Genomic DNA, 17,197 nt, shown 5'->3' with positions numbered 1-17,197 from the left:
AACCTGCCTGATCAAAAAACGAACAGCCTTCTGCAGCCCATGCAGCTTATGGCTTGCAGAGGCTTTCACTCAGGTTATCCACAGGCAGTTCCACAGCGATTGTGGGTAAGGTGCATAACTCAATGACAACCTGATGACGTCCAGACCCGCTGCGCACTGTGGTGCAGGATCCCGTGACGACGGGCCAGGGCAGGGCGGTCTTTGCTGTAGCCACCGCCGATCACGCCGACCACTGGAATATCCCGGCCCAGGCAGTGGCGCATCACGCTTTCATCGCGGGCAGCGACGCCTGCGTCTGTCAGCTTGAGGTAGCCGAGGGCGTCGTCCTTGTGCACATCTACGCCGGCGTCGTACAGCACCAGGTCGGGCTGATACAGCGGCAGCAGGTAGTTGAGGGCATCGTCGACCACCTTGAGGTAGTCCGCGTCGCCCATGCCCATCGGCAGCGCGATGTCCCAGTCGCTTTCGGCCTTGCGGGCGGGGAAGTTTTTTTCGCAGTGCAGGGACACGGTGATCGCGTCCGGGGTGTCGTGCAGGATGCGTGCGGTGCCGTCGCCCTGGTGCACGTCGCAGTCGAAGATCAGCACCCGGTTGACCCGCCCGCTGGCCAGCAGGTAATGGCTGATCACCGCCAGGTCATTGAAGATGCAGAAACCTGCCGGGTAATCGTAGTGGGCGTGGTGGGTGCCGCCGGCCAGGTGGCAGGCCAGGCCGTGCTCCAGGGCCTGCTCGGCCGCCAGCAACGAGCCGCCCACCGCGCGCACGGTGCGCCGGGCCAGGGCTTCGCTCCAGGGCAGGCCGAGGCGCCGCTGGTCTTCGCGGGACAACTCGCCGCTCATGTAGCGTTCGATATACCCAGGTTCATGGGCCAGGGCCAGAATCTCGGCAGGGCAGAGTTCCGGGCGCAGCAACTGGCTGTCCTTGGTCAGGCCGCTCTCCACCAGGTGGTCGCGCAACAGGCGGAATTTATCCATGGGGAAGCGGTGGTCCGCCGGGAACTCGGGGCTGTAGTCGTCGTGGTAGATCAATGGCAAAGGCATGGCGATTTCTGACGGGAACCAGCGACGGATCTTAACAGCGCGTTACACTCACGCACATGGCAAGGGAGGGGGACCAATGGAGCCGATACTGGAATTGGAAAGCGCACGCCTGGTGCTGCGCCAATGGAGTGATGCCGACTTGCCGGAGTTTGCGCGCATGTGCGCCGACCCGCAGGTGATGCGTTATTTCCCGGCCACCTTGAGCCGCCTGGAAAGCGCTGCGCTGATCGGACGTATTCGCGGCCATTTTGCCGAGTACGGTTTTGGCCTGTGGGCGTTGCAGCGTAAGGACAGCGGCGAATTCATCGGCCTCACCGGCTTGCTGAATGTCAGCTTCGAGGCGCCGTTCACCCCAGCGGTGGAAATCGGTTGGCGCCTGGCCAAGGAACACTGGGGCCTGGGCTATGCCAGTGAGGCGGCCTGGACCGCCTTGCGCTGTGGTTTCGACCGGCTGAAGCTGGACGAGATCGTTTCGTTTACCACTGAAGCCAATCTGCCATCACAAAAAGTCATGCAAGCCATCGGTATGCATTACGATCCCCTGGCAGATTTTGAACACCCCAAGGTCGCAGCGGATGACCCGGTGCGGCATCATGTGTTGTATCGCATCACCCGCGCCCAATGGTTGGACACGCTGCACGGATAAGCAGCCCGGAATGCCCAATAGATTGTTGTAGGAGATGCTCTATGAGCCAAGTGTTGGAAGATCTGGTGGACCTGCTGACCCTGGAGCCGATCGAGGAAAACCTCTTTCGTGGCCGCAGCCAGGACCTGGGCTTTCGCCAGTTGTTCGGCGGCCAAGTGCTCGGCCAGTCGCTGTCGGCGGCCAGCCAGACCGTTGAAGAAACGCGGCATGTGCATTCGTTGCACGGTTACTTCCTGCGCCCGGGCGATGCGGCGTTGCCGGTGGTTTATTCGGTCGACCGGGTGCGCGATGGCGGCAGTTTCAGCACGCGCCGGGTGACGGCGATCCAGAAGGGCAACCCGATCTTCACGTGCAGCGCTTCGTTCCAGTACGACGAAGAAGGCTTCGAGCACCAGACCACCATGCCTGTGGTGGTCGGCCCGGAAAACCTGCCGTCGGAGCTGGAACTGACCCAGCAGCGTGCGCACCTGATTCCTGAGCACATGCGCGAAAAGCTGCTGTGCCCCAAGCCGATCGAAGTGCGGCCGGTGACCGAGAAAGACCCGTACAACCCGCAGCCGTCCGACCCGGTCAAATACGTGTGGTTTCGCGCGGATGGCGCCTTGGCCGACTCGCCAGCGCTGCACAAATACCTGCTGGCCTACGCCTCGGACTTCGGCCTGTTGACCACATCGCTGCTGCCCCACGGCAAAACCGTGTGGCAGAAAGACATGCAAGTCGCCAGCCTCGACCACGCGTTGTGGTTCCACGCCGACCTGCGTGCCGATGACTGGTTGCTCTACGCCATGGACAGCCCTTGGGCCGGCAATTCCCGTGGGTTCTCCCGGGGCAGCGTGTACAACCGCGCCGGGCAACTGGTGGCGTCGGTCACCCAAGAAGGCTTGATTCGTCATCGCAAGGATTGGGCATGAGCCTGAGTGATGTGAGGCATTGGGTGTTCGACATGGATGGCACCCTGACGGTGGCCGTGCATGACTTTGCGGCGATTCGCGTGGCGCTGGATATTCCGGCGACTGACGACATTCTTACGCACCTGGCGGCATTGCCCGCTGACGAAGCAGCAGCCAAGCATGCGTGGCTGCTGGAGCACGAGCGTGAATTGGCTCTGGGTTCGGTGGCGGCTGAGGGCGCGGTGGAGTTGGTGCGGGAATTGGCCGGGCGTGGTTATCGCCTGGGCATCCTGACGCGCAATGTGCGGGAGCTGGCCCATGTGACGTTGCAGGCAATCGGCCTGGCGGACTGCTTTGCGGTCGAGGACGTGTTGGGGCGCGATGATGCGCCGCCCAAGCCTGATCCGGGTGGTTTGTTGAAGCTGGCGCAAGCGTGGGAAGTGGCGCCGCAAGAGATGGTGATGGTCGGTGATTACCGGTTTGATCTGGATTGTGGGCGGGCGGCGGGGACCAAGACGGTGTTGGTTAACTTGCCGGATAACCCGTGGCCGGAACTTGCGGATTGGCATGCCGAAGATTGCACGGTATTGCGCCGGATGATTTAGTCCGGTCGATGAAAATCCAATGTGGGAGCGGCGGTGCCACGATTCGACTTGCTCGCGAATGCGGTGGATCAGTCAGCACATGTATTGACTGACACACCGCATTCGCGAGCAAGCCCGCTCCCACATTTGGATCCGGTTTCTTCAGGGGTTATGGAAACAATACCTTCTGCCCTTCAGGCGACGTAAACATCTTGTCCCCGTCATGCCCAACCCCCGGCACTTCCACCAGCTTGTGGCCCAACTGCGGGTGCCGCTGCTTGAGGTAGTCAAAGTAGTTGTGCCCGCGAATCAACCGATACGCACCCTGGGTTTCAGCCCCACAGCTCTTGTCCAGCGCCGGGTGATTCGGGTCGGTGTCTTGCTGGCCCAGCAGGTAAGTGACATTGCGCGACACGTACGCCTGCTCAAGCTGCTCGGCACTTTGCCCCTTGGCGTAGGCCGGCAGGTTTTGCATGCCGTATTTCCAGTCATTGAAGCCCGGGCAACTGGCCACATCGAACTTCACCGACCGTTGCGGGCTGAAGTACGCGTAGGACGAAGGGTTGGCCACCACGTAGCGCAGGCTGATGCCTTCGGTTTGCAGTAGCGGGTGATCATGCCCGGTCAGTGCAAAACGCTGCACCACTTGGCCGCCGCCAGAATGGCCGGCCACCACGATTTCTTTCAGGTTCGGGAACAGCTTGCGGTTGCCCAGGTGCTTGATGATCTGGTCCAACGCGCCGTAGGAGCTGATTTGGCCCGGGCCGGTGGACGGCTCGCCGGCCATCCAGTCATTGCTGTTCCAGCGCAGGGTCTGGCTGTCGATCTGGTTGCGCTTGATGTCGGTCTGGTTGAGAAACTGCGGCGCAATCACCAGGGTATTGGCGTTTTCCCCTGCGGCTTCGGCGGCTTTTTCGCCGCTGCCCAGGTAGGTCATGGCGTTGCGCAGGCGGCCATGCACGATGATCAGCGCGCGGGTGACTTGAGGCAGTGGCTGGCGCCAGTCCTGGCTCAAGCCGACGCTCAGGTCGCCGGCATCCAGGTGAAAACGATCGGGACTGACCACCTTGACGCCATGCTCGGCAGCCCAGGTGGGGGTGGAACAGGTGATCAACAAACCTAACAGCAGACCCAGTCGTTTATTCATTTAAAGGCTCTTGGCGGTAAAGGTGTCGCATTGAGTGATCTGGCCCTGGGCGAAGCCGGTCTTGAACCAGCGAACCCGCTGTGCCGAGGTGCCGTGGGTAAACGAGTCAGGCACCACGCGGCCCTGGCCCTGTTGCTGCAAGCGATCATCGCCGATGGCGTTGGCCGCATTCAGTGCCTCTTCAATGTCGCCGGGTTCCAGCCAGTTCAGGCGCTTTTGCGCGCGGTTGGCCCACACCCCGGCGAAGCAGTCGGCTTGCAGCTCCTGGCGCACCAACAGGCCGCCGTCGCCTTGCATCTGCCGGCCTTGCTGGCGGGCTGCCTGAATCTTCGCGGAGATGCCCAGCAGCGTCTGAACGTGGTGTCCGACTTCATGGGCGATTACGTAGGCCTGGGCGAAATCCCCGGCGGCCTTGAAGCGTTGGGACATTTCCCGGAAGAAATCCAGGTCCAGGTATACCTGTTGGTCTGCCGGGCAATAGAACGGCCCGCTGGCGGACGTGGCGCCACCGCAGGCGGAGTTCACCCGGCCGCGGAACAGGATCAGTTTGGGGTTCTTGTAGCTCAGGCCGTTTTCCTGGAACACCTGGGCCCAGGTGTCTTCGGTGTCGCCGAGGACGGCGCGCACGAAGTCGGCCTGTTCATCATTGGCCGGCGGTGCCTGGCGGGTTTGCGGGCTGACGGAGGGCGCTTGCTCGGTGAGCTGGCCGCTGAGTTGGCCGAGGATCTGCATCGGGTCCTGGCCGGTCAGCCAGCCGATGCCGACGATCAGCACGATCGCCGTCAGGCTCAGGCCCTTGCCGCCGCCAAAGCGCATGCCGCCGCCACCACCACCGCTGTCATCGCGGGCGTCCACCACGTTGTCGCTGCGTCGGCCTTTTTTCCATAGCATGTGGCAATCCTCTTGATGTTCTGCAGCTCAGTGTTGTTGGTGTGTAGGGTTGGCGCCAGTCCGGCTGTCGGTGGCGAGGGGGCTTGTCCCCCGTTGGACTGCGTAGCAGTCCCAATAAGAACACCGAATCCTTCCAGAAAGAACACTTTTGCCTGCTATGGGGCTGCTGCGCAGCCCAACGCGGGGCAAGCCCGCTCGCCACAGGTAGTGGGTGTCCAGCGGGAAGTTATGGGTGTCAGTCGCGGCAATAACCTTCACCGGTGTCGACGATCAGGCAGTCTTTCTTGTCGGCCAGCCATTTCAGGCCGGTGGCTTCGCCGTCGCCGGCGCTCAGGATCTGCGGGCCGTCCGGGCGTTCAAAGGTGATGCCGTCTTCAGAGGCCTGGCCCTTGAAGGTGCCGGAATCATCGTCATCCAGGCCGTATTTCATGGTCAGTACATAGTGGCCGCGGCCGATGCTGTCGTCCTTGGCGATGGTCAGGTTCAGGCCTTCGACGCCAATCCACTTGCCGACCCATTTGTCGGTGGGCAGCACTTCCGGTACCAGCGTCGCTTGGACGGAGGGCGGTGCCGGTGCTTTGGCGGTCTCGGCTTGTTTGTCGCAGGCGCTGAGCAGCGCCAGGGTCGAAAGAATAAACAGGGTTTTTTTCATGGTACGAAGGCCTTGGTTAAAAAACGCGCAATGGGCGGGCGGACGTGAGCGTTGGACTGGAAAACCGCAATTTAGTGCGCTGTTCGAACAGTGTTTGGTTATGCTCTTGAGCGAGGCGCGTCACCCGTTCTAGATTATGCCGCGGTATGCGGCGGTCATTTCAGCCTGCCACTCAAGAGAATGCAATGACCCTCAGCACCCCACTTTCCGGCGTCAACCACCCGCTCAAAGGCATTTTGCTGATTGTGGTGGCCACTTTTCTGTTTTCCAGCCACGACGCGCTGTCCAAATACCTGGCCGGGTTTTACCCGATCGTGATGGTGGTGTGGGCCCGTTACCTAGTGCATACGCTGTTGATGGCCGGGATTTTCCTGCCGCAATCAGGGCTGCGGGTGCTGCGCAGCAAGCGCCCTTTGCTGCAGGTGGCGCGGGCTTTGTGCTTGCTGGGCACCAGCCTGTTTTTCACGGCGGCGCTGCACTTTATCCCGTTGGCCGAGGCCACGGCGGTCAACTTTCTTGCGCCGATCCTGGTCACCGCCCTGTCGGTGCCGCTGCTGGGTGAGCACGTGACCCGTGGCCAATGGCTGGCGGTGATTTGCGGGTTCATCGGGGTGCTGATCATTGTGCACCCGGGCGGTGAGCTGTTCACCCCGGCGGTGTTGTTGCCGCTGACGTCCGCGCTGTTCTTCTGCTTCTACCAACTGCTCACCCGCATCCTCAGCAAGTACGACACGCCCACCACCAGCAACTTCTTCGCCGGGCTGTGCAACACCTTGGTGATGAGCGCGCTGGTGCCGTTCTTCTGGCAGGTGCCGAGCCTGTGGCATGGGGTGTTGATGCTGGCGCTGGGCAGTTGCGGGATGACCGCGCACTTGATGCTGACCCAGGCGTTCCGCTTCGCGGCGCCGGCCTTGCTGGCGCCGTTTGGCTATTGCCAGATCGTGTTTGCGGGGTTGTTGGGCTGGCTGGTGTTCAACCACACCCCGGACCTGACCACGGTGGTCGGGATCGGGGTGATCTGTCTGAGCGGGTTGGCCGCAGCCTGGCAGCAGCGGCGCAAGTAGGAGATTCAGACCTCGACGGTCGGAATCTTGCGCGGCGCCATGAAGTACATCCAGATCAGCGCGATGAAGTACATCGCCGGAATCAGGGTGAACAGCACCGTGTAGTTGTTGTTGGTCACGGTCAAGATATGGCCGACGATCTGGGTCATGAACATCCCGCCGATGGCCGCGCACATGCCGCCAAAGCCAAACACCGTGCTCATCATGTGCTTGGGTGTGTAGTCCATCACCAGGCTCCAGATGTTGGCCGTCCAGGCCTGGTGCGCGCCGATGGCCAGGGAGATGGCAAACACCGCGACCCACAACTGGCTGGAACCGGCGGCCATGATCACCCCGACGATGCAGCACGCGAACAGCAGCATGGATAACAGCCGCGCCTTGATCGGATTCATCCCACGGCCGATCAGGAACGAAGACAGAATCCCGCCGCCGATGCTGCCGAAGTCCGCCGTCAGGTAAATGATGATCAGCGGGATGCCCATCTGGGTCACGTTGATGCCCAGGTTGTATTGCTGATTCAGGAACGGCGGCAGCCAATACAGGTAGAACCAGAACACCGGTGCGGTCATCGAGTAGGCGAGGGCGAAGGCCCAGGTGCCGCGCATGCGCAGGATTCGGCTGAAAGGTACGCGGGGTTGTTCCGGCTCGACTTCCTGCTGCACGTAGTCCAGTTCCGATTGCTTCACGCTCGGATGGTCTTCCGGGTTGTAGTACTTCAAACCCCAGAACACCAGCCAGATCGCACCCAGTGCCGACATGCACAGGAACGCGGCCTGCCAGCCCCAAACATGGAGGATCAGCGGCAGCAGCATCGGCGTCATCATCGCGCCGACGTTGGTGCCGGCATTGAAGATCCCGGTGGCCACTGCCCGCTCGCCAGCGGGGAACCACAGCCGAGTGGTCTTGACGCAGGCCGGGTAGTTGGCCGCTTCGGTCAAACCGAGAATGAACCGACACACCATAAAGCCTACGGCCGAAGTGGCCAGGCCGTGGGCGCCGGTGGCCAGGCTCCACAGCAGCACCGCGCAGAAAAACACGCGCTTGACGCCGACCCGGTCGATCAACCGGCCTTGCAGCACAAAGCCGATGGCGTAGCCGACCTGGAACCAGAAGTTGATGTTGGCGTAGTCCATCGCCGTCCAGCTCATTTCCTTGGCCAGGATCGGTTGCATCACACCGAGGGCGGCACGGTCGATGTAGTTCAGGGTGGTGGCGAAAAACACCAGGGCCAGCATGCCCCAGCGGGTTTTACCGACAGCCATGGCGCCACGGATTTTGTCGCCGATGCCGCTATGGGGATTGCTGTGGCGCACGGCCACGGCGGGATTTTGCGAAGGCATGAGGAAGTACCCGTTTTTTTGAAATTTTTATGGTGTGTTCAGGGTCTTGGTTAACCGAGGCCACTCAACCAGAGCGGGACTCAATGTGCTGTCGATGGTGAGCAGTGGCTAAAAAATCGTCAATTCGCTGATTGCCATTCTGTTCGATAATCGCCCATAAAACTAACCGGTTCGTACATTTCAATTGCTGTGTCGAGTCTAGCGGCCAATAATTTGCCGTAAATAAGACATGCCTCAATGCCGGGAGTCGCCCCATGCAACGCTCCATCGCCACCGTTTCCTTGAGCGGAACCCTGCCGGAAAAACTCGAAGCCATCGCGGCCGCCGGGTTTGACGGCGTGGAAATCTTCGAAAACGATCTGCTTTATTACGACGGCAGCCCGCGGGAAGTTAGGCAGATGTGCGCCGACCTCGGCATTGCCATCACCTTGTTCCAGCCCTTTCGGGATTTTGAAGGCTGCCGCCGCGACCGCCTGGCGCGCAATCTGGAGCGGGCGGAGCGCAAGTTCGACTTGATGCAGGAACTGGGCACCGACCTGGTGCTGGTGTGCAGTAACGCGTCAGCCGATTCCGTTGGCGATGAAAGCATTCTGCTGGATGACTTGAGCCTGCTGGCCGAACACGCTGGCCGCCGTGGCCTGCGCATTGGCTATGAAGCGTTGGCCTGGGGCCGGCACGTCAACACCTGGCAGCAGGTGTGGAACCTGGTGCGCAAGATCGATCACCCGAGCCTGGGCGTGTTGCTCGACAGCTTCCACACGCTGTCCCTCAAGGGCAATCCGAGCACCATCGCCGAGATTCCCGGCGACAAGATCTTCTTTGTGCAGATGGCCGACGCGCCGATCCTGGCCATGGATGTACTGGAGTGGAGCCGGCATTTCCGCTGCTTCCCCGGGCAAGGCGAATTCGACCTGGCGGGCTTTCTCGCCCCAATCATCAAGAGCGGCTACACGGGGCCGTTGTCGTTGGAAATCTTCAACGACGGCTTCCGCGCCGCGCCGACCCGGGCCAACGCCGCCGACGGCCTGCGCTCGCTGCTGTACCTCGAAGAGAAGACCCGGCAGCGGCTGGCGGAGGAAGCCAAACCGATCCCCGAGATTCTGTTTGAAACCCCGGCCGCCAGCGAATACGACGGCATTGAATTCCTGGAATTTGCCGTGGATGAAAACCTCGGTGCCAAGCTCACTTCATGGCTGGAGCGCCTGGGCTTCGTCAAGGCCGGGCAGCATCGCTCCAAAAGCGTGAGCCTGCTGCGCCAGGGCGATATCAACCTGATCCTCAACTGTGAACCCTATTCCTTTGCCCACAACTTCTTCGAGGCCCACGGCCCGTCGTTGTGCGCCACGGCGATCCGCGTGAAGGACAGCGCCAAGGCCCTGGAACGTGCGGTGGCCTACAAGGGCCAGCCGTATCGCGGGTTAGTCGGCCCCAACGAGCTGGAGCTGGCGGCGGTACGCGCACCGGATGGCAGCCTGATCTACCTCGTCGACCAGAACGAAGGCGGCCTCTACGACACCGATTTCAACCTGCAAACCGCGAGTACCGCCAGCGGCGGCCTGCTGCGCATCGACCACATGGCGATGGCCTTGCCTGCCGACAGCCTCGACAGCTGGGTGCTGTTCTACAAAAGCCTGCTGGATTTCGAAGCCGATGACGAAGTGGTGCTGCCCGACCCCTACGGCCTGGTGAAAAGCCGGGCACTGCGCAGTCGCTGCAGCTCGATTCGCCTGCCGCTGAATATTTCCGAGAACCGCAACACCGCGATTTCCCACGCGCTGTCGAGCTATCGAGGCTCGGGCGTGCACCACATTGCCTTCGACTGTGCAGACATTTTCGCCGAGGTCAGCCGGGCCAAGGATGCCGGCGTGCCGCTGCTGGATATTCCGCTGAACTACTACGATGACCTGGCAGCGCGGTTTGATTTCGACGACGAGTTCCTCAGCCAGCTGGCGTACTACAACGTGCTGTACGACCGCGATGCCCAAGGCGGTGAGCTGTTTCACGTTTACACCGAGCCGTTCGAAGGCCGGTTTTTCTTCGAGATCATCCAGCGCAAGAACGGTTACACCGGTTACGGCGCGGCCAACGTGGCGGTGCGCCTGGCGGCCATGGCCAAGTCCCGCAGCGGTGCGGTGCGCCAGGCCAGGTTGTAAGGTGCTGGCGCTTCCTTCGGCGTGCGGCGCGGCCCATAATCACCGCCTGCACCTAAGGCCGTGAGCGCACCATGACCCTGACTTCCGAGCTTCCCGCCGCGGCCACTGCGCCGCGCAAGAGCCGCAAGAACAACCCGGAAAAGACCCGCGAGAACATTCTCCAGGAAGCCATCGTCGAGTTTGTTCAGCAGGGTCTGTCCGGCGCCCGAGTGGACGCGATCGCGGAGCGTATCCAGACCTCCAAGCGCATGATCTATTACTACTTCGGCAGCAAGGAGCAGCTCTACGTCGAGGTGCTGGAGAAGCTCTACGGCGACATTCGCAACACCGAGACCCGGATGAACCTGACGGCCCTGGAGCCTCGGGAAGCGATTCGCCGGCTGGTGGAATTCACCTTTGATCACCACGATCAGAACGTGGATTTTGTGCGGATCGTGAGCATCGAGAACATTCATAACGCCGAGTACGTAAAGCAGTCGACGTCGATCAAGGCGATGAACAGCAACATCCTCGAAGCCCTCGGCACCACGTTACGCCGGGGTGCGGAGATGGGACTGTTCCGCGAAGGGCTGGAGCCGCTGGACGTGCACTTGCTGATCAACTCGTTCAGCTTTTATCGAGTGTCCAACCGCCACACCTTCAGCGAGATCTTTCAGATCGAGTTGTCGGATGAGGCGGTCAAGCAGCGGCATCGGGCGATGATCTGCGAGTCGGTGTTGCGCTATTTGCAGGCCTGAGTTCAACACTGAGCAAAATGTGGGAGCGGGCTTGCTCGCGAAGGCGGAGCGTCAGTCGCCGGATGTTTGGCTGATCCACCGCATTCGCGAGCAAGCCCGCTCCCACATTTCTGATCCGGTTTCTACAGTTGGGTGGTCATGCTCTGGAAGTGCGCGAGCATGCGGTCTGCATCTGCCACTTCGCCACTGAACAACTCAAACGCTTTCACCGCCTGAAACACCGCCATGTTGCCGCCATCCAGGGTGCGGCAGCCCAAGGCACGGGCGTTGCGCAGCAGTTCGGTTTCCAGCGGGAAATACACAATCTCCGCCACCCACAAGTCGGCGCGCAAGGTGCCCAGCGGCACGGGCATGCCCGGCAGCTTGGCCATGCCCATCGGTGTGGTATTCACCAGGCCGTCGGCTTCGGCCATGGCGCTTTCCAGGTCATTGCCGGCCTGGGCCCGACCGGCACCAAAATGCTGGTTGAGGTTGTCCGCCAGGCTGCGGGCGCGTTCGGCATCCACGTCGAAGATACTCAAGCGTTCCACGCCCTCGCCCAGCAGCGCATGGGCCACTGCCGCGCCGGCACCGCCCGCGCCCATCTGCACCACGAACGTGCGAGCCACATCATTCAAGCCGCGACGAAAACCTTCGGCAAAGCCCAGGCAGTCGGTGTTGTGGCCGATGCGTTTACCGTCGCAAAGCACCACGGTATTCACTGCACCGATGCCCCGCGCCTCGGGCGAAAGGTCATCCAGCAACGGCAGGATCGCCTGCTTGCATGGGTAGGTGATGTTCAAGCCGGTAAAGTTCATTTGCTCGGCGGCCATCAACAGGTCGGGCAGGGCGCGGGTATCCGTCTGCAACTGGTCGAGGTCGATCAGCCGATACAGGTAACGCAAGCCCAGGGCGTCACCTTCGTGCTCGTGCAGGGCCGGGGTGCGGGAAGCCTGGATGCCGGCGCCTATCAGGCCGGCGAGAATTCGACGTTTGGACACCGGGTTCATCCCTTCAAGGTCTTGCTGAAATGTTCGAGGGCCAGGTGATAACCGTGGCTGCCAAAACCGGCCAGCACCGCCTTGGCAATCGGCGACACAAACGAGTGGTGACGGAACGCTTCCCGCGCATGCACGTTGGATAAATGCACTTCGATCACCGGCACTTCACTGGCCACCAGTGCGTCGCGGATCGCCACTGAGGTGTGGGTCCAGGCTGCCGGGTTGATCACAATCCCGGCACAACGGGCGCGGGCGCCGTGGATCCAGTCCAGCAATTCGCCTTCGTGGTTGGTCTGGCGGAATTCGACTTTCAGTCCGAGCTGTTCAGCGCTGCGGCCACACAGGGCGGCGAGGTCGGCCAGGGTTTCGTGGCCATAAGTGGCGGGCTCGCGAGTGCCGAGCAGGTTGAGATTGGGGCCGTTGAGCACCAGCACGATAGGGGGCATGAAGGGTTCTCCACTGTTATTTTTATGTATGCCGATAAAATGTACTGAATGGTTAATTTGGTCAATCGCCTGGGTGGGAACCGTTCGATTACCGAACGCAGAATGAAAACCACAGTTGTGTGGATCGGAGTTGATATCAATTGAAAATCATTCTCGACAACGCTTAAGATGCCCGCCTGTTTCCTTTACATTCCAGGGAGTCGGTTTGTCGGACGTGGATCTCAAAGGCCTGTTTCTCAAGCACGCCGATACCCTGCGCGGGTATCTCGCGCGCAAGGTACGGGACCCGCAGTTGGCCGCAGACCTGGTGCAGGAGAGTTTCCTGCGCCTGGCGCAAAAGCCGGTCGGCGAGCGCATCGACAACTCCCAGGGCTATCTCTATCGCACGGCCAGCAATCTGCTGATCGACCATATTCGCCAGGAAGCGCGGCGCAAGACCGACTCCGTGCCCCATGAGGCGCTGGCCGAGATTGAAGATGAGATGGCCGGGTTGGAGGCTCAGGCAATGGCGCAGCAACAGCGGCAAGCATTGAAGCAAGCGCTGGCGGAATTGCCGGAGCGTACCCGGCAGATTTTCCGTCTCAACCGCATCGAGGGTATGACGCATGCCCAGGTCGCGCGGCATCTGGATATTTCCGACAGCTCAGTGCAAAAGCACCTGGCCAAGGCGCTGGCGTATGTCATGCAGCGTTTGCAGGAAGGCGAGGCGGGGCCATCCGACGAATGAATTACCGACAAACCTGGGGTCAAACGTCACAGCGTTACATAACGAAAAACTCGAGATTCACACGTGAATAGCCCTGGTCCGCAACAGCACAGCATTACCGAGGCGGCTGCCGATTGGGCGGTGCGCCTGCACGCCGGAGCCCTGACCGATCAGGAGCAAGCCGAGCTGCGCCAATGGATCGCCAGGGACAGCCGCCATGAAGCGGCGCTGCGCTTTGCCGAGCAGACGTGGGCGGCGCTGGGCGAGGTGCATCGCGATGAGACGGTGCATCGCCAGCGGCCAGCCGCCGCTGCGCTGGTTCGCGGCTCCCGGCGCCGCAAGCCGTGGCGCGTGGCGGCGAGTGTCGCGCTGTTGCTGGTGGTGGCCGGCGTCGGCTGGGTGCGCGGGCCCGAGGCGTTGCTGCACCTGCAGGCCGATTACGTGACCCACAAGGGCGAAGTGCGCACCGTGCACCTGGCCGACGGCAGCAGCGTGCAGCTGGATTCTGCGAGTGCAATCAAGCTGGAGTTTGACGGTGTGCAGCGGCGCATCAGCCTGATCAAGGGTTCGGCGATCTTTGATGTGGCGCCGATGGCCGGTGAGGAAAAACGGCCGTTCGTGGTACAGAGCGCCAGCGGGCAAACCCGCGCCTTGGGCACGCGGTTTGTGGTCGAGCGGGAAGATGACCGGCAGGCCTGGGTCGGCGTGTTGCAGCACAGTGTGGCGGTGACGCTGCAGGCGCTGCCGCAGAAAGAAACCGTACTCAAGGAAGGCCAGGCTGCGCGCTACAGTCCCGAAAACGGCGTGGTTGCCCTCGACGACCTCGACCTGGAGCGCGCCACCAGTTGGCGCCGGGGCGTGCTGATCTTCGATCGCTTGCCACTGGCCAAGGTCATCGAGCAACTCAACCGCTACCGGCCTGGCAAGGTGGTGCTGACCGATGCCGACCTGGGCACGCGTGAAGTCAGCGGTGTGTTCCGTCTCGACATGCTCGACACGGCCCTCGGTACCCTGACCGAAGAATTGCAGGTGCAGCGCCTCGATCTGGCGGGGCTTAGCCTGATCTATTAACGGGGCCGCCGGGCCCCATTTACGCCCTTCGAAAAAACTTTCAAAAAAACCTTACTGAGTTCCCGCGCCTGACACGTCCTATTAAGTGAGAAGTATTCGCATAAACAAGAATGGTCAGCCAAGGGATAACGTAGATGTCTGCAATCACCAAGGGGCGTAACACCGGCAGCCGGTTGGCCCTCGCCATTCACTTGGGGCTGTTTGCCTCTGCCTGCCAGGTGCAGGCCGCCGAGGCGCCGGCCGGTGCATCGCAGCCCGCTACCTTGATGTTCGACATCGCCGCGCAACCCTTGGGCAGTGCCGTGCTGAGCTTCGCCGACCAGGCCGGCTTGCGGGTGCTGTTCGACAGCCAGCGCCTGCAAGGCTTGAGCAGCACTGCGCTCAAGGGCAACTTCAGCGTGCACGAAGGCCTTGGCCGTCTGCTCGGTGCCGCGCCGGTGGAGTACCGCTTTACCGGCGCCCGCCAGGTCACCCTGACCCGGGTTGAGCAGCCGGCCAACGCTGCGCTGGCATTGGCGACCACCACGATCACTGGCCAGCACCAGAATGACTGGGTCTACTCATCGCCGCGCTCGGTCAGTGTGGTGGGGCGCGAGCAGTTGGATCGCAACCCGCCGCGCCATGCGGCCGAGATGCTGGAAGAGGCGCCCGGGGTCTACTCGGCGGTCAGCCAGCAAGACCCTGGCCTGTCGGTGAATATCCGCGGGATCCAGGACTATGGCCGGGTCAACATGTCGGTCGACGGCATGCGTCAGAATTATCAGCAGAGCGGTCACCAGCAACGTAACGGCACGCTGTATGTCGACCCGGAGTTGTTGTCCGAGGTGGTGATCGAAAAGGGCGCGACCTCCACCATGGGCGGTGCGGGAGTGATTGGCGGGATTGCCAATTTCCGTACCGTGGAGGCGGCTGACCTGCTCAAGGACGGCAAGGAAATCGGCGGGCGCATTCGTGTCACCACGGGCCTCGGCGGGCTCAGCAACGGTACGCACTTTATCGGCAGTTCGGCGTTTGCCGTCGGCACCGATGTGTGGGACATGCTGGTGGCGGCCAGTGAGCGTCATCTGGGGGATTACGACCCCGGCACCCAGGGCAGCATCGGCGACCTGCGTACCGGCACGGCGTTCATACCGGCCAGCCAGGATCGCATCAAGAATACCCAGGTCGCCTATTCGGGTTCGGTGATGCGTTCGCGTTTGCTCAAGCTCGGTCTCAACCTGCCGGCTGACCAGCGTTTGCAACTGAGCTACCTGTTGACCGAAGTCGACTACGACGACGTCAACATGATGACCGCCGAAAAACCTCAATTATGGGAAAAGCTGGGCAGCAGCAACGTCAAGGCACAGAACCTCGCGCTGGACTACAGCTACACGCCGGACAATCCGCTGATCGACTTCAAGGCCAAGCTCTACGCCGTCGACACCCGCAATGACCAGTCCACGCTGGCCCGCGGTCGCACACCTGGCTACGACGTTACCTATCAAACCGACACTTATGGCGTACAGGCGCAGAACACCTCGACCTTTGCCTTGAGCGAGCTGTCCGTGCTCAAGGCCAACTATGGGCTGGAGTTTTTCTACGACAAGGTCCGGCCGGACTCCAATCAACCGGTGGAGGCTGGCTCTGCGGTTGAGGCCTCGGCGCTGGAAAGCATCACCCCGAAAGGTGATCGGGCGATGGGCAGCCTGTTCGGTCGCCTGGATTACGACTACGACGACTGGCTGAACCTGAATGCCGGGCTGCGTTACGACCGCTATCGACTGCGGGGCGAGACCGGGTTGAACACCCGCACATTCATCATCGGCACCACCCGCCAGATCGGCGTACCCGTGGGCTACGACATTGATCGGGAGGAGGGGCATTTCTCGCCGACCTTCGGCCTGTCGATCAAGCCGGGTGTCGACTGGTTGCAACTGTTCGCCACGTACGGCAAGGGCTGGCGCCCTCCGGCGGTCACCGAAACCATGGTCAGCGGGCGGCCCCATGGCGGTGGTTCGGAATCGATCCTGCCCAACCCCTACTTGAAGCCTGAGAAGTCCACGGCGTGGGAGGTCGGGTTCAACGTGCTCAAGCAAGACCTGCTGTTGGAAGGCGACCGTGTGGGCGTGAAAGTGTCCTACTTCAACACCCGCGTCGACGACTTCTCCTACATGGCCCTGGGGGTACAGCCGCCAGGCTATGGCATCGCCAACATTGGCAATGCGGCGTATGTGAACAACCTGGAGACCACCCGTTTTCGCGGCCTCGAGTACCAACTGGATTACGACGCCGGGTTTGCCTACGGCCAGGTCAACTACACCCGCATGCTGGGCAGCAACAAGTTCTGCAGCAACACCGCCTGGCTCGGCGGCGTGACCAAGATCCAGAGCCGGCCAGGTAACCGTAGGCCGGTGGACGCCATGGTGCCGGACAACGTGGCCAATGCCGCCGTGGGTTGCAACGCCATCCTGGGTTCCTCCGAACACATGCCGATGGACCGTGGCACCGCGACGCTGGGCGCGCGTTTCTTCGAGCGCAAGCTGGATGTGGGTGTCCGCGCCCGCTACAGCGCCGGTTACTACGTGAAAGGCGGCGTCGGCGTGACCACCTCGCAAACCGGCGTTTACCCCGCTGACTGGAAGCCCTACACCGTCTACGACCTTTACAGCAGCTACCGTGCGACTGATCAGTTGACGCTGCGCCTGGCCATGGAAAACGTCACCGACCGGGCGTACCTGGTGCCGCTGGGCGACGTGCTGGCCTTCACCCTCGGCCGTGGGCGCACCCTGCAGGGCACCGTTGAATATCAGTTCTGACCGATTTTGCCCAGTGACGGGCAAAGCCACAGCAGGCACTGGCTTGCTGCGGAGT

At 61.8% G+C, this 17,197-nt stretch carries 16 protein-coding genes; 9 read left to right on the top strand and 7 right to left on the bottom strand.

Going from position 1 to position 17,197, the window contains the following annotated elements; translation table 11 throughout:
* Positions 1-119 precede the first annotated feature (119 nt).
* A complete protein-coding gene (locus ACA046_RS28610) occupies positions 120-1,040 on the bottom strand; it encodes a histone deacetylase family protein (RefSeq protein ID WP_497675399.1) in 921 nt (306 codons plus the stop codon).
* 76 nt (positions 1,041-1,116) lie between these two features.
* On the opposite strand from ACA046_RS28610, the gene ACA046_RS28605 reads away from it, so the two are divergent.
* Genes ACA046_RS28605 through ACA046_RS28595 form a run of 3 tightly spaced genes read left to right on the top strand, consistent with a single transcriptional unit; the run spans position 1,117 to position 3,181 of the window.
* Positions 1,117-1,686, top strand: coding sequence for a GNAT family N-acetyltransferase (locus ACA046_RS28605; RefSeq protein ID WP_076014055.1), 570 nt, complete (start codon positions 1,117-1,119; stop codon positions 1,684-1,686).
* A 41-nt stretch (positions 1,687-1,727) separates the two neighbouring features.
* Positions 1,728-2,597, top strand: a complete 870-nt coding sequence (gene tesB / locus ACA046_RS28600) for an acyl-CoA thioesterase II (protein WP_010174840.1) — start codon at positions 1,728-1,730, stop codon at positions 2,595-2,597.
* Positions 2,594-3,181: an HAD family hydrolase gene (locus ACA046_RS28595; protein WP_497675398.1), complete on the top strand. Its 588-nt coding sequence runs from the start codon at positions 2,594-2,596 to the stop codon at positions 3,179-3,181. The genes tesB and ACA046_RS28595 overlap by 4 nt, the downstream gene beginning before the upstream one ends.
* Positions 3,182-3,329: 148 nt before the next feature.
* On the opposite strand, the gene ACA046_RS28590 is transcribed toward ACA046_RS28595, so the two are convergent.
* From ACA046_RS28590 to ACA046_RS28580, 3 genes are all read right to left on the bottom strand, one after another.
* Positions 3,330-4,307 (bottom strand): alpha/beta hydrolase, encoded by a 978-nt coding sequence (locus tag ACA046_RS28590; protein WP_497675397.1) that lies wholly within the window; start codon positions 4,305-4,307, stop codon positions 3,330-3,332.
* A complete protein-coding gene (gene ypfJ / locus ACA046_RS28585) occupies positions 4,308-5,198 on the bottom strand; it encodes a KPN_02809 family neutral zinc metallopeptidase (RefSeq protein WP_318302239.1) in 891 nt (296 codons plus the stop codon).
* Between the two features lie 235 nt (positions 5,199-5,433).
* Positions 5,434-5,850: a hypothetical protein gene (locus ACA046_RS28580; RefSeq protein WP_167665219.1), complete on the bottom strand. Its 417-nt coding sequence runs from the start codon at positions 5,848-5,850 to the stop codon at positions 5,434-5,436.
* Between the two features lie 185 nt (positions 5,851-6,035).
* Here ACA046_RS28580 and ACA046_RS28575 point away from each other — a divergent pair, with 185 nt between their 5' ends.
* A complete protein-coding gene (locus ACA046_RS28575; protein ID WP_258348322.1) occupies positions 6,036-6,914 on the top strand; it encodes a DMT family transporter in 879 nt (292 codons plus the stop codon).
* A gap of 5 nt (positions 6,915-6,919) precedes the next feature.
* On the opposite strand, the gene ACA046_RS28570 is transcribed toward ACA046_RS28575, so the two are convergent.
* A complete protein-coding gene (locus ACA046_RS28570) occupies positions 6,920-8,254 on the bottom strand; it encodes an MFS transporter (RefSeq protein WP_497675396.1) in 1,335 nt (444 codons plus the stop codon).
* Between the two features lie 254 nt (positions 8,255-8,508).
* On the opposite strand from ACA046_RS28570, the gene quiC reads away from it, so the two are divergent.
* Together quiC and ACA046_RS28560 are read left to right on the top strand one after the other, a co-directional pair.
* The gene (gene quiC / locus ACA046_RS28565; RefSeq protein WP_497675395.1) at positions 8,509-10,407 is read left to right on the top strand and encodes a 3-dehydroshikimate dehydratase QuiC; all 1,899 of its coding nucleotides are present in this window, start codon (positions 8,509-8,511) and stop codon (positions 10,405-10,407) included.
* A gap of 71 nt (positions 10,408-10,478) precedes the next feature.
* Complete coding sequence (locus ACA046_RS28560) at positions 10,479-11,144, top strand: TetR/AcrR family transcriptional regulator (RefSeq protein ID WP_076014048.1); 666 nt, start codon at positions 10,479-10,481, stop codon at positions 11,142-11,144.
* A 122-nt stretch (positions 11,145-11,266) separates the two neighbouring features.
* On the opposite strand, the gene ACA046_RS28555 is transcribed toward ACA046_RS28560, so the two are convergent.
* A complete protein-coding gene (locus tag ACA046_RS28555; protein WP_497675394.1) occupies positions 11,267-12,133 on the bottom strand; it encodes a shikimate dehydrogenase in 867 nt (288 codons plus the stop codon).
* Complete coding sequence (gene aroQ, locus ACA046_RS28550; RefSeq protein WP_087693554.1) at positions 12,130-12,570, bottom strand: type II 3-dehydroquinate dehydratase; 441 nt, start codon at positions 12,568-12,570, stop codon at positions 12,130-12,132. The genes ACA046_RS28555 and aroQ overlap by 4 nt, the downstream gene beginning before the upstream one ends.
* A 205-nt stretch (positions 12,571-12,775) precedes the next feature.
* Here aroQ and ACA046_RS28545 point away from each other — a divergent pair, with 205 nt between their 5' ends.
* The 3 genes from ACA046_RS28545 (at position 12,776) to ACA046_RS28535 (ending at position 17,142) form a co-directional block, all read left to right on the top strand.
* Positions 12,776-13,297: an RNA polymerase sigma factor gene (locus tag ACA046_RS28545; protein WP_093204841.1), complete on the top strand. Its 522-nt coding sequence runs from the start codon at positions 12,776-12,778 to the stop codon at positions 13,295-13,297.
* Between the two features lie 63 nt (positions 13,298-13,360).
* On the top strand, positions 13,361-14,347 hold the full coding sequence (locus ACA046_RS28540) for a FecR family protein (protein ID WP_497675393.1): 987 nt from the start codon (positions 13,361-13,363) through the stop codon (positions 14,345-14,347).
* A 134-nt stretch (positions 14,348-14,481) separates the two neighbouring features.
* Complete coding sequence (locus ACA046_RS28535) at positions 14,482-17,142, top strand: TonB-dependent receptor (protein ID WP_497675392.1); 2,661 nt, start codon at positions 14,482-14,484, stop codon at positions 17,140-17,142.
* Positions 17,143-17,197 lie beyond the last annotated feature (55 nt).

Source organism: Pseudomonas sp. LBUM1641 (assembly GCF_059716235.1).
Note: the sequence above shows the minus strand (reverse complement) of the source record. Positions and strands in the feature narration are given on the sequence as shown.

Bases quoted from the DNA above. Each gene is read 5' to 3' on its own strand.
- ACA046_RS28570 (WP_497675396.1), bottom strand. From the start codon at position 8,254: ATGCCTTCGCAAAATCCCGCCGTGGCCGTGCGCCACAGCAATCCCCAT.
- ACA046_RS28535 (WP_497675392.1), top strand. From the start codon at position 14,482: ATGTCTGCAATCACCAAGGGGCGTAACACCGGCAGCCGGTTGGCCCTC.
- ACA046_RS28580 (WP_167665219.1), bottom strand. From the start codon at position 5,850: ATGAAAAAAACCCTGTTTATTCTTTCGACCCTGGCGCTGCTCAGCGCC.
- ACA046_RS28610 (WP_497675399.1), bottom strand. From the start codon at position 1,040: ATGCCTTTGCCATTGATCTACCACGACGACTACAGCCCCGAGTTCCCG.
- ACA046_RS28575 (WP_258348322.1), top strand. From the start codon at position 6,036: ATGACCCTCAGCACCCCACTTTCCGGCGTCAACCACCCGCTCAAAGGC.
- ACA046_RS28595 (WP_497675398.1), top strand. From the start codon at position 2,594: ATGAGCCTGAGTGATGTGAGGCATTGGGTGTTCGACATGGATGGCACC.
- tesB (WP_010174840.1), top strand. From the start codon at position 1,728: ATGAGCCAAGTGTTGGAAGATCTGGTGGACCTGCTGACCCTGGAGCCG.
- ACA046_RS28555 (WP_497675394.1), bottom strand. From the start codon at position 12,133: ATGAACCCGGTGTCCAAACGTCGAATTCTCGCCGGCCTGATAGGCGCC.
- ypfJ (WP_318302239.1), bottom strand. From the start codon at position 5,198: ATGCTATGGAAAAAAGGCCGACGCAGCGACAACGTGGTGGACGCCCGC.
- ACA046_RS28560 (WP_076014048.1), top strand. From the start codon at position 10,479: ATGACCCTGACTTCCGAGCTTCCCGCCGCGGCCACTGCGCCGCGCAAG.
- aroQ (WP_087693554.1), bottom strand. From the start codon at position 12,570: ATGCCCCCTATCGTGCTGGTGCTCAACGGCCCCAATCTCAACCTGCTC.
- ACA046_RS28590 (WP_497675397.1), bottom strand. From the start codon at position 4,307: ATGAATAAACGACTGGGTCTGCTGTTAGGTTTGTTGATCACCTGTTCC.
- ACA046_RS28605 (WP_076014055.1), top strand. From the start codon at position 1,117: ATGGAGCCGATACTGGAATTGGAAAGCGCACGCCTGGTGCTGCGCCAA.
- quiC (WP_497675395.1), top strand. From the start codon at position 8,509: ATGCAACGCTCCATCGCCACCGTTTCCTTGAGCGGAACCCTGCCGGAA.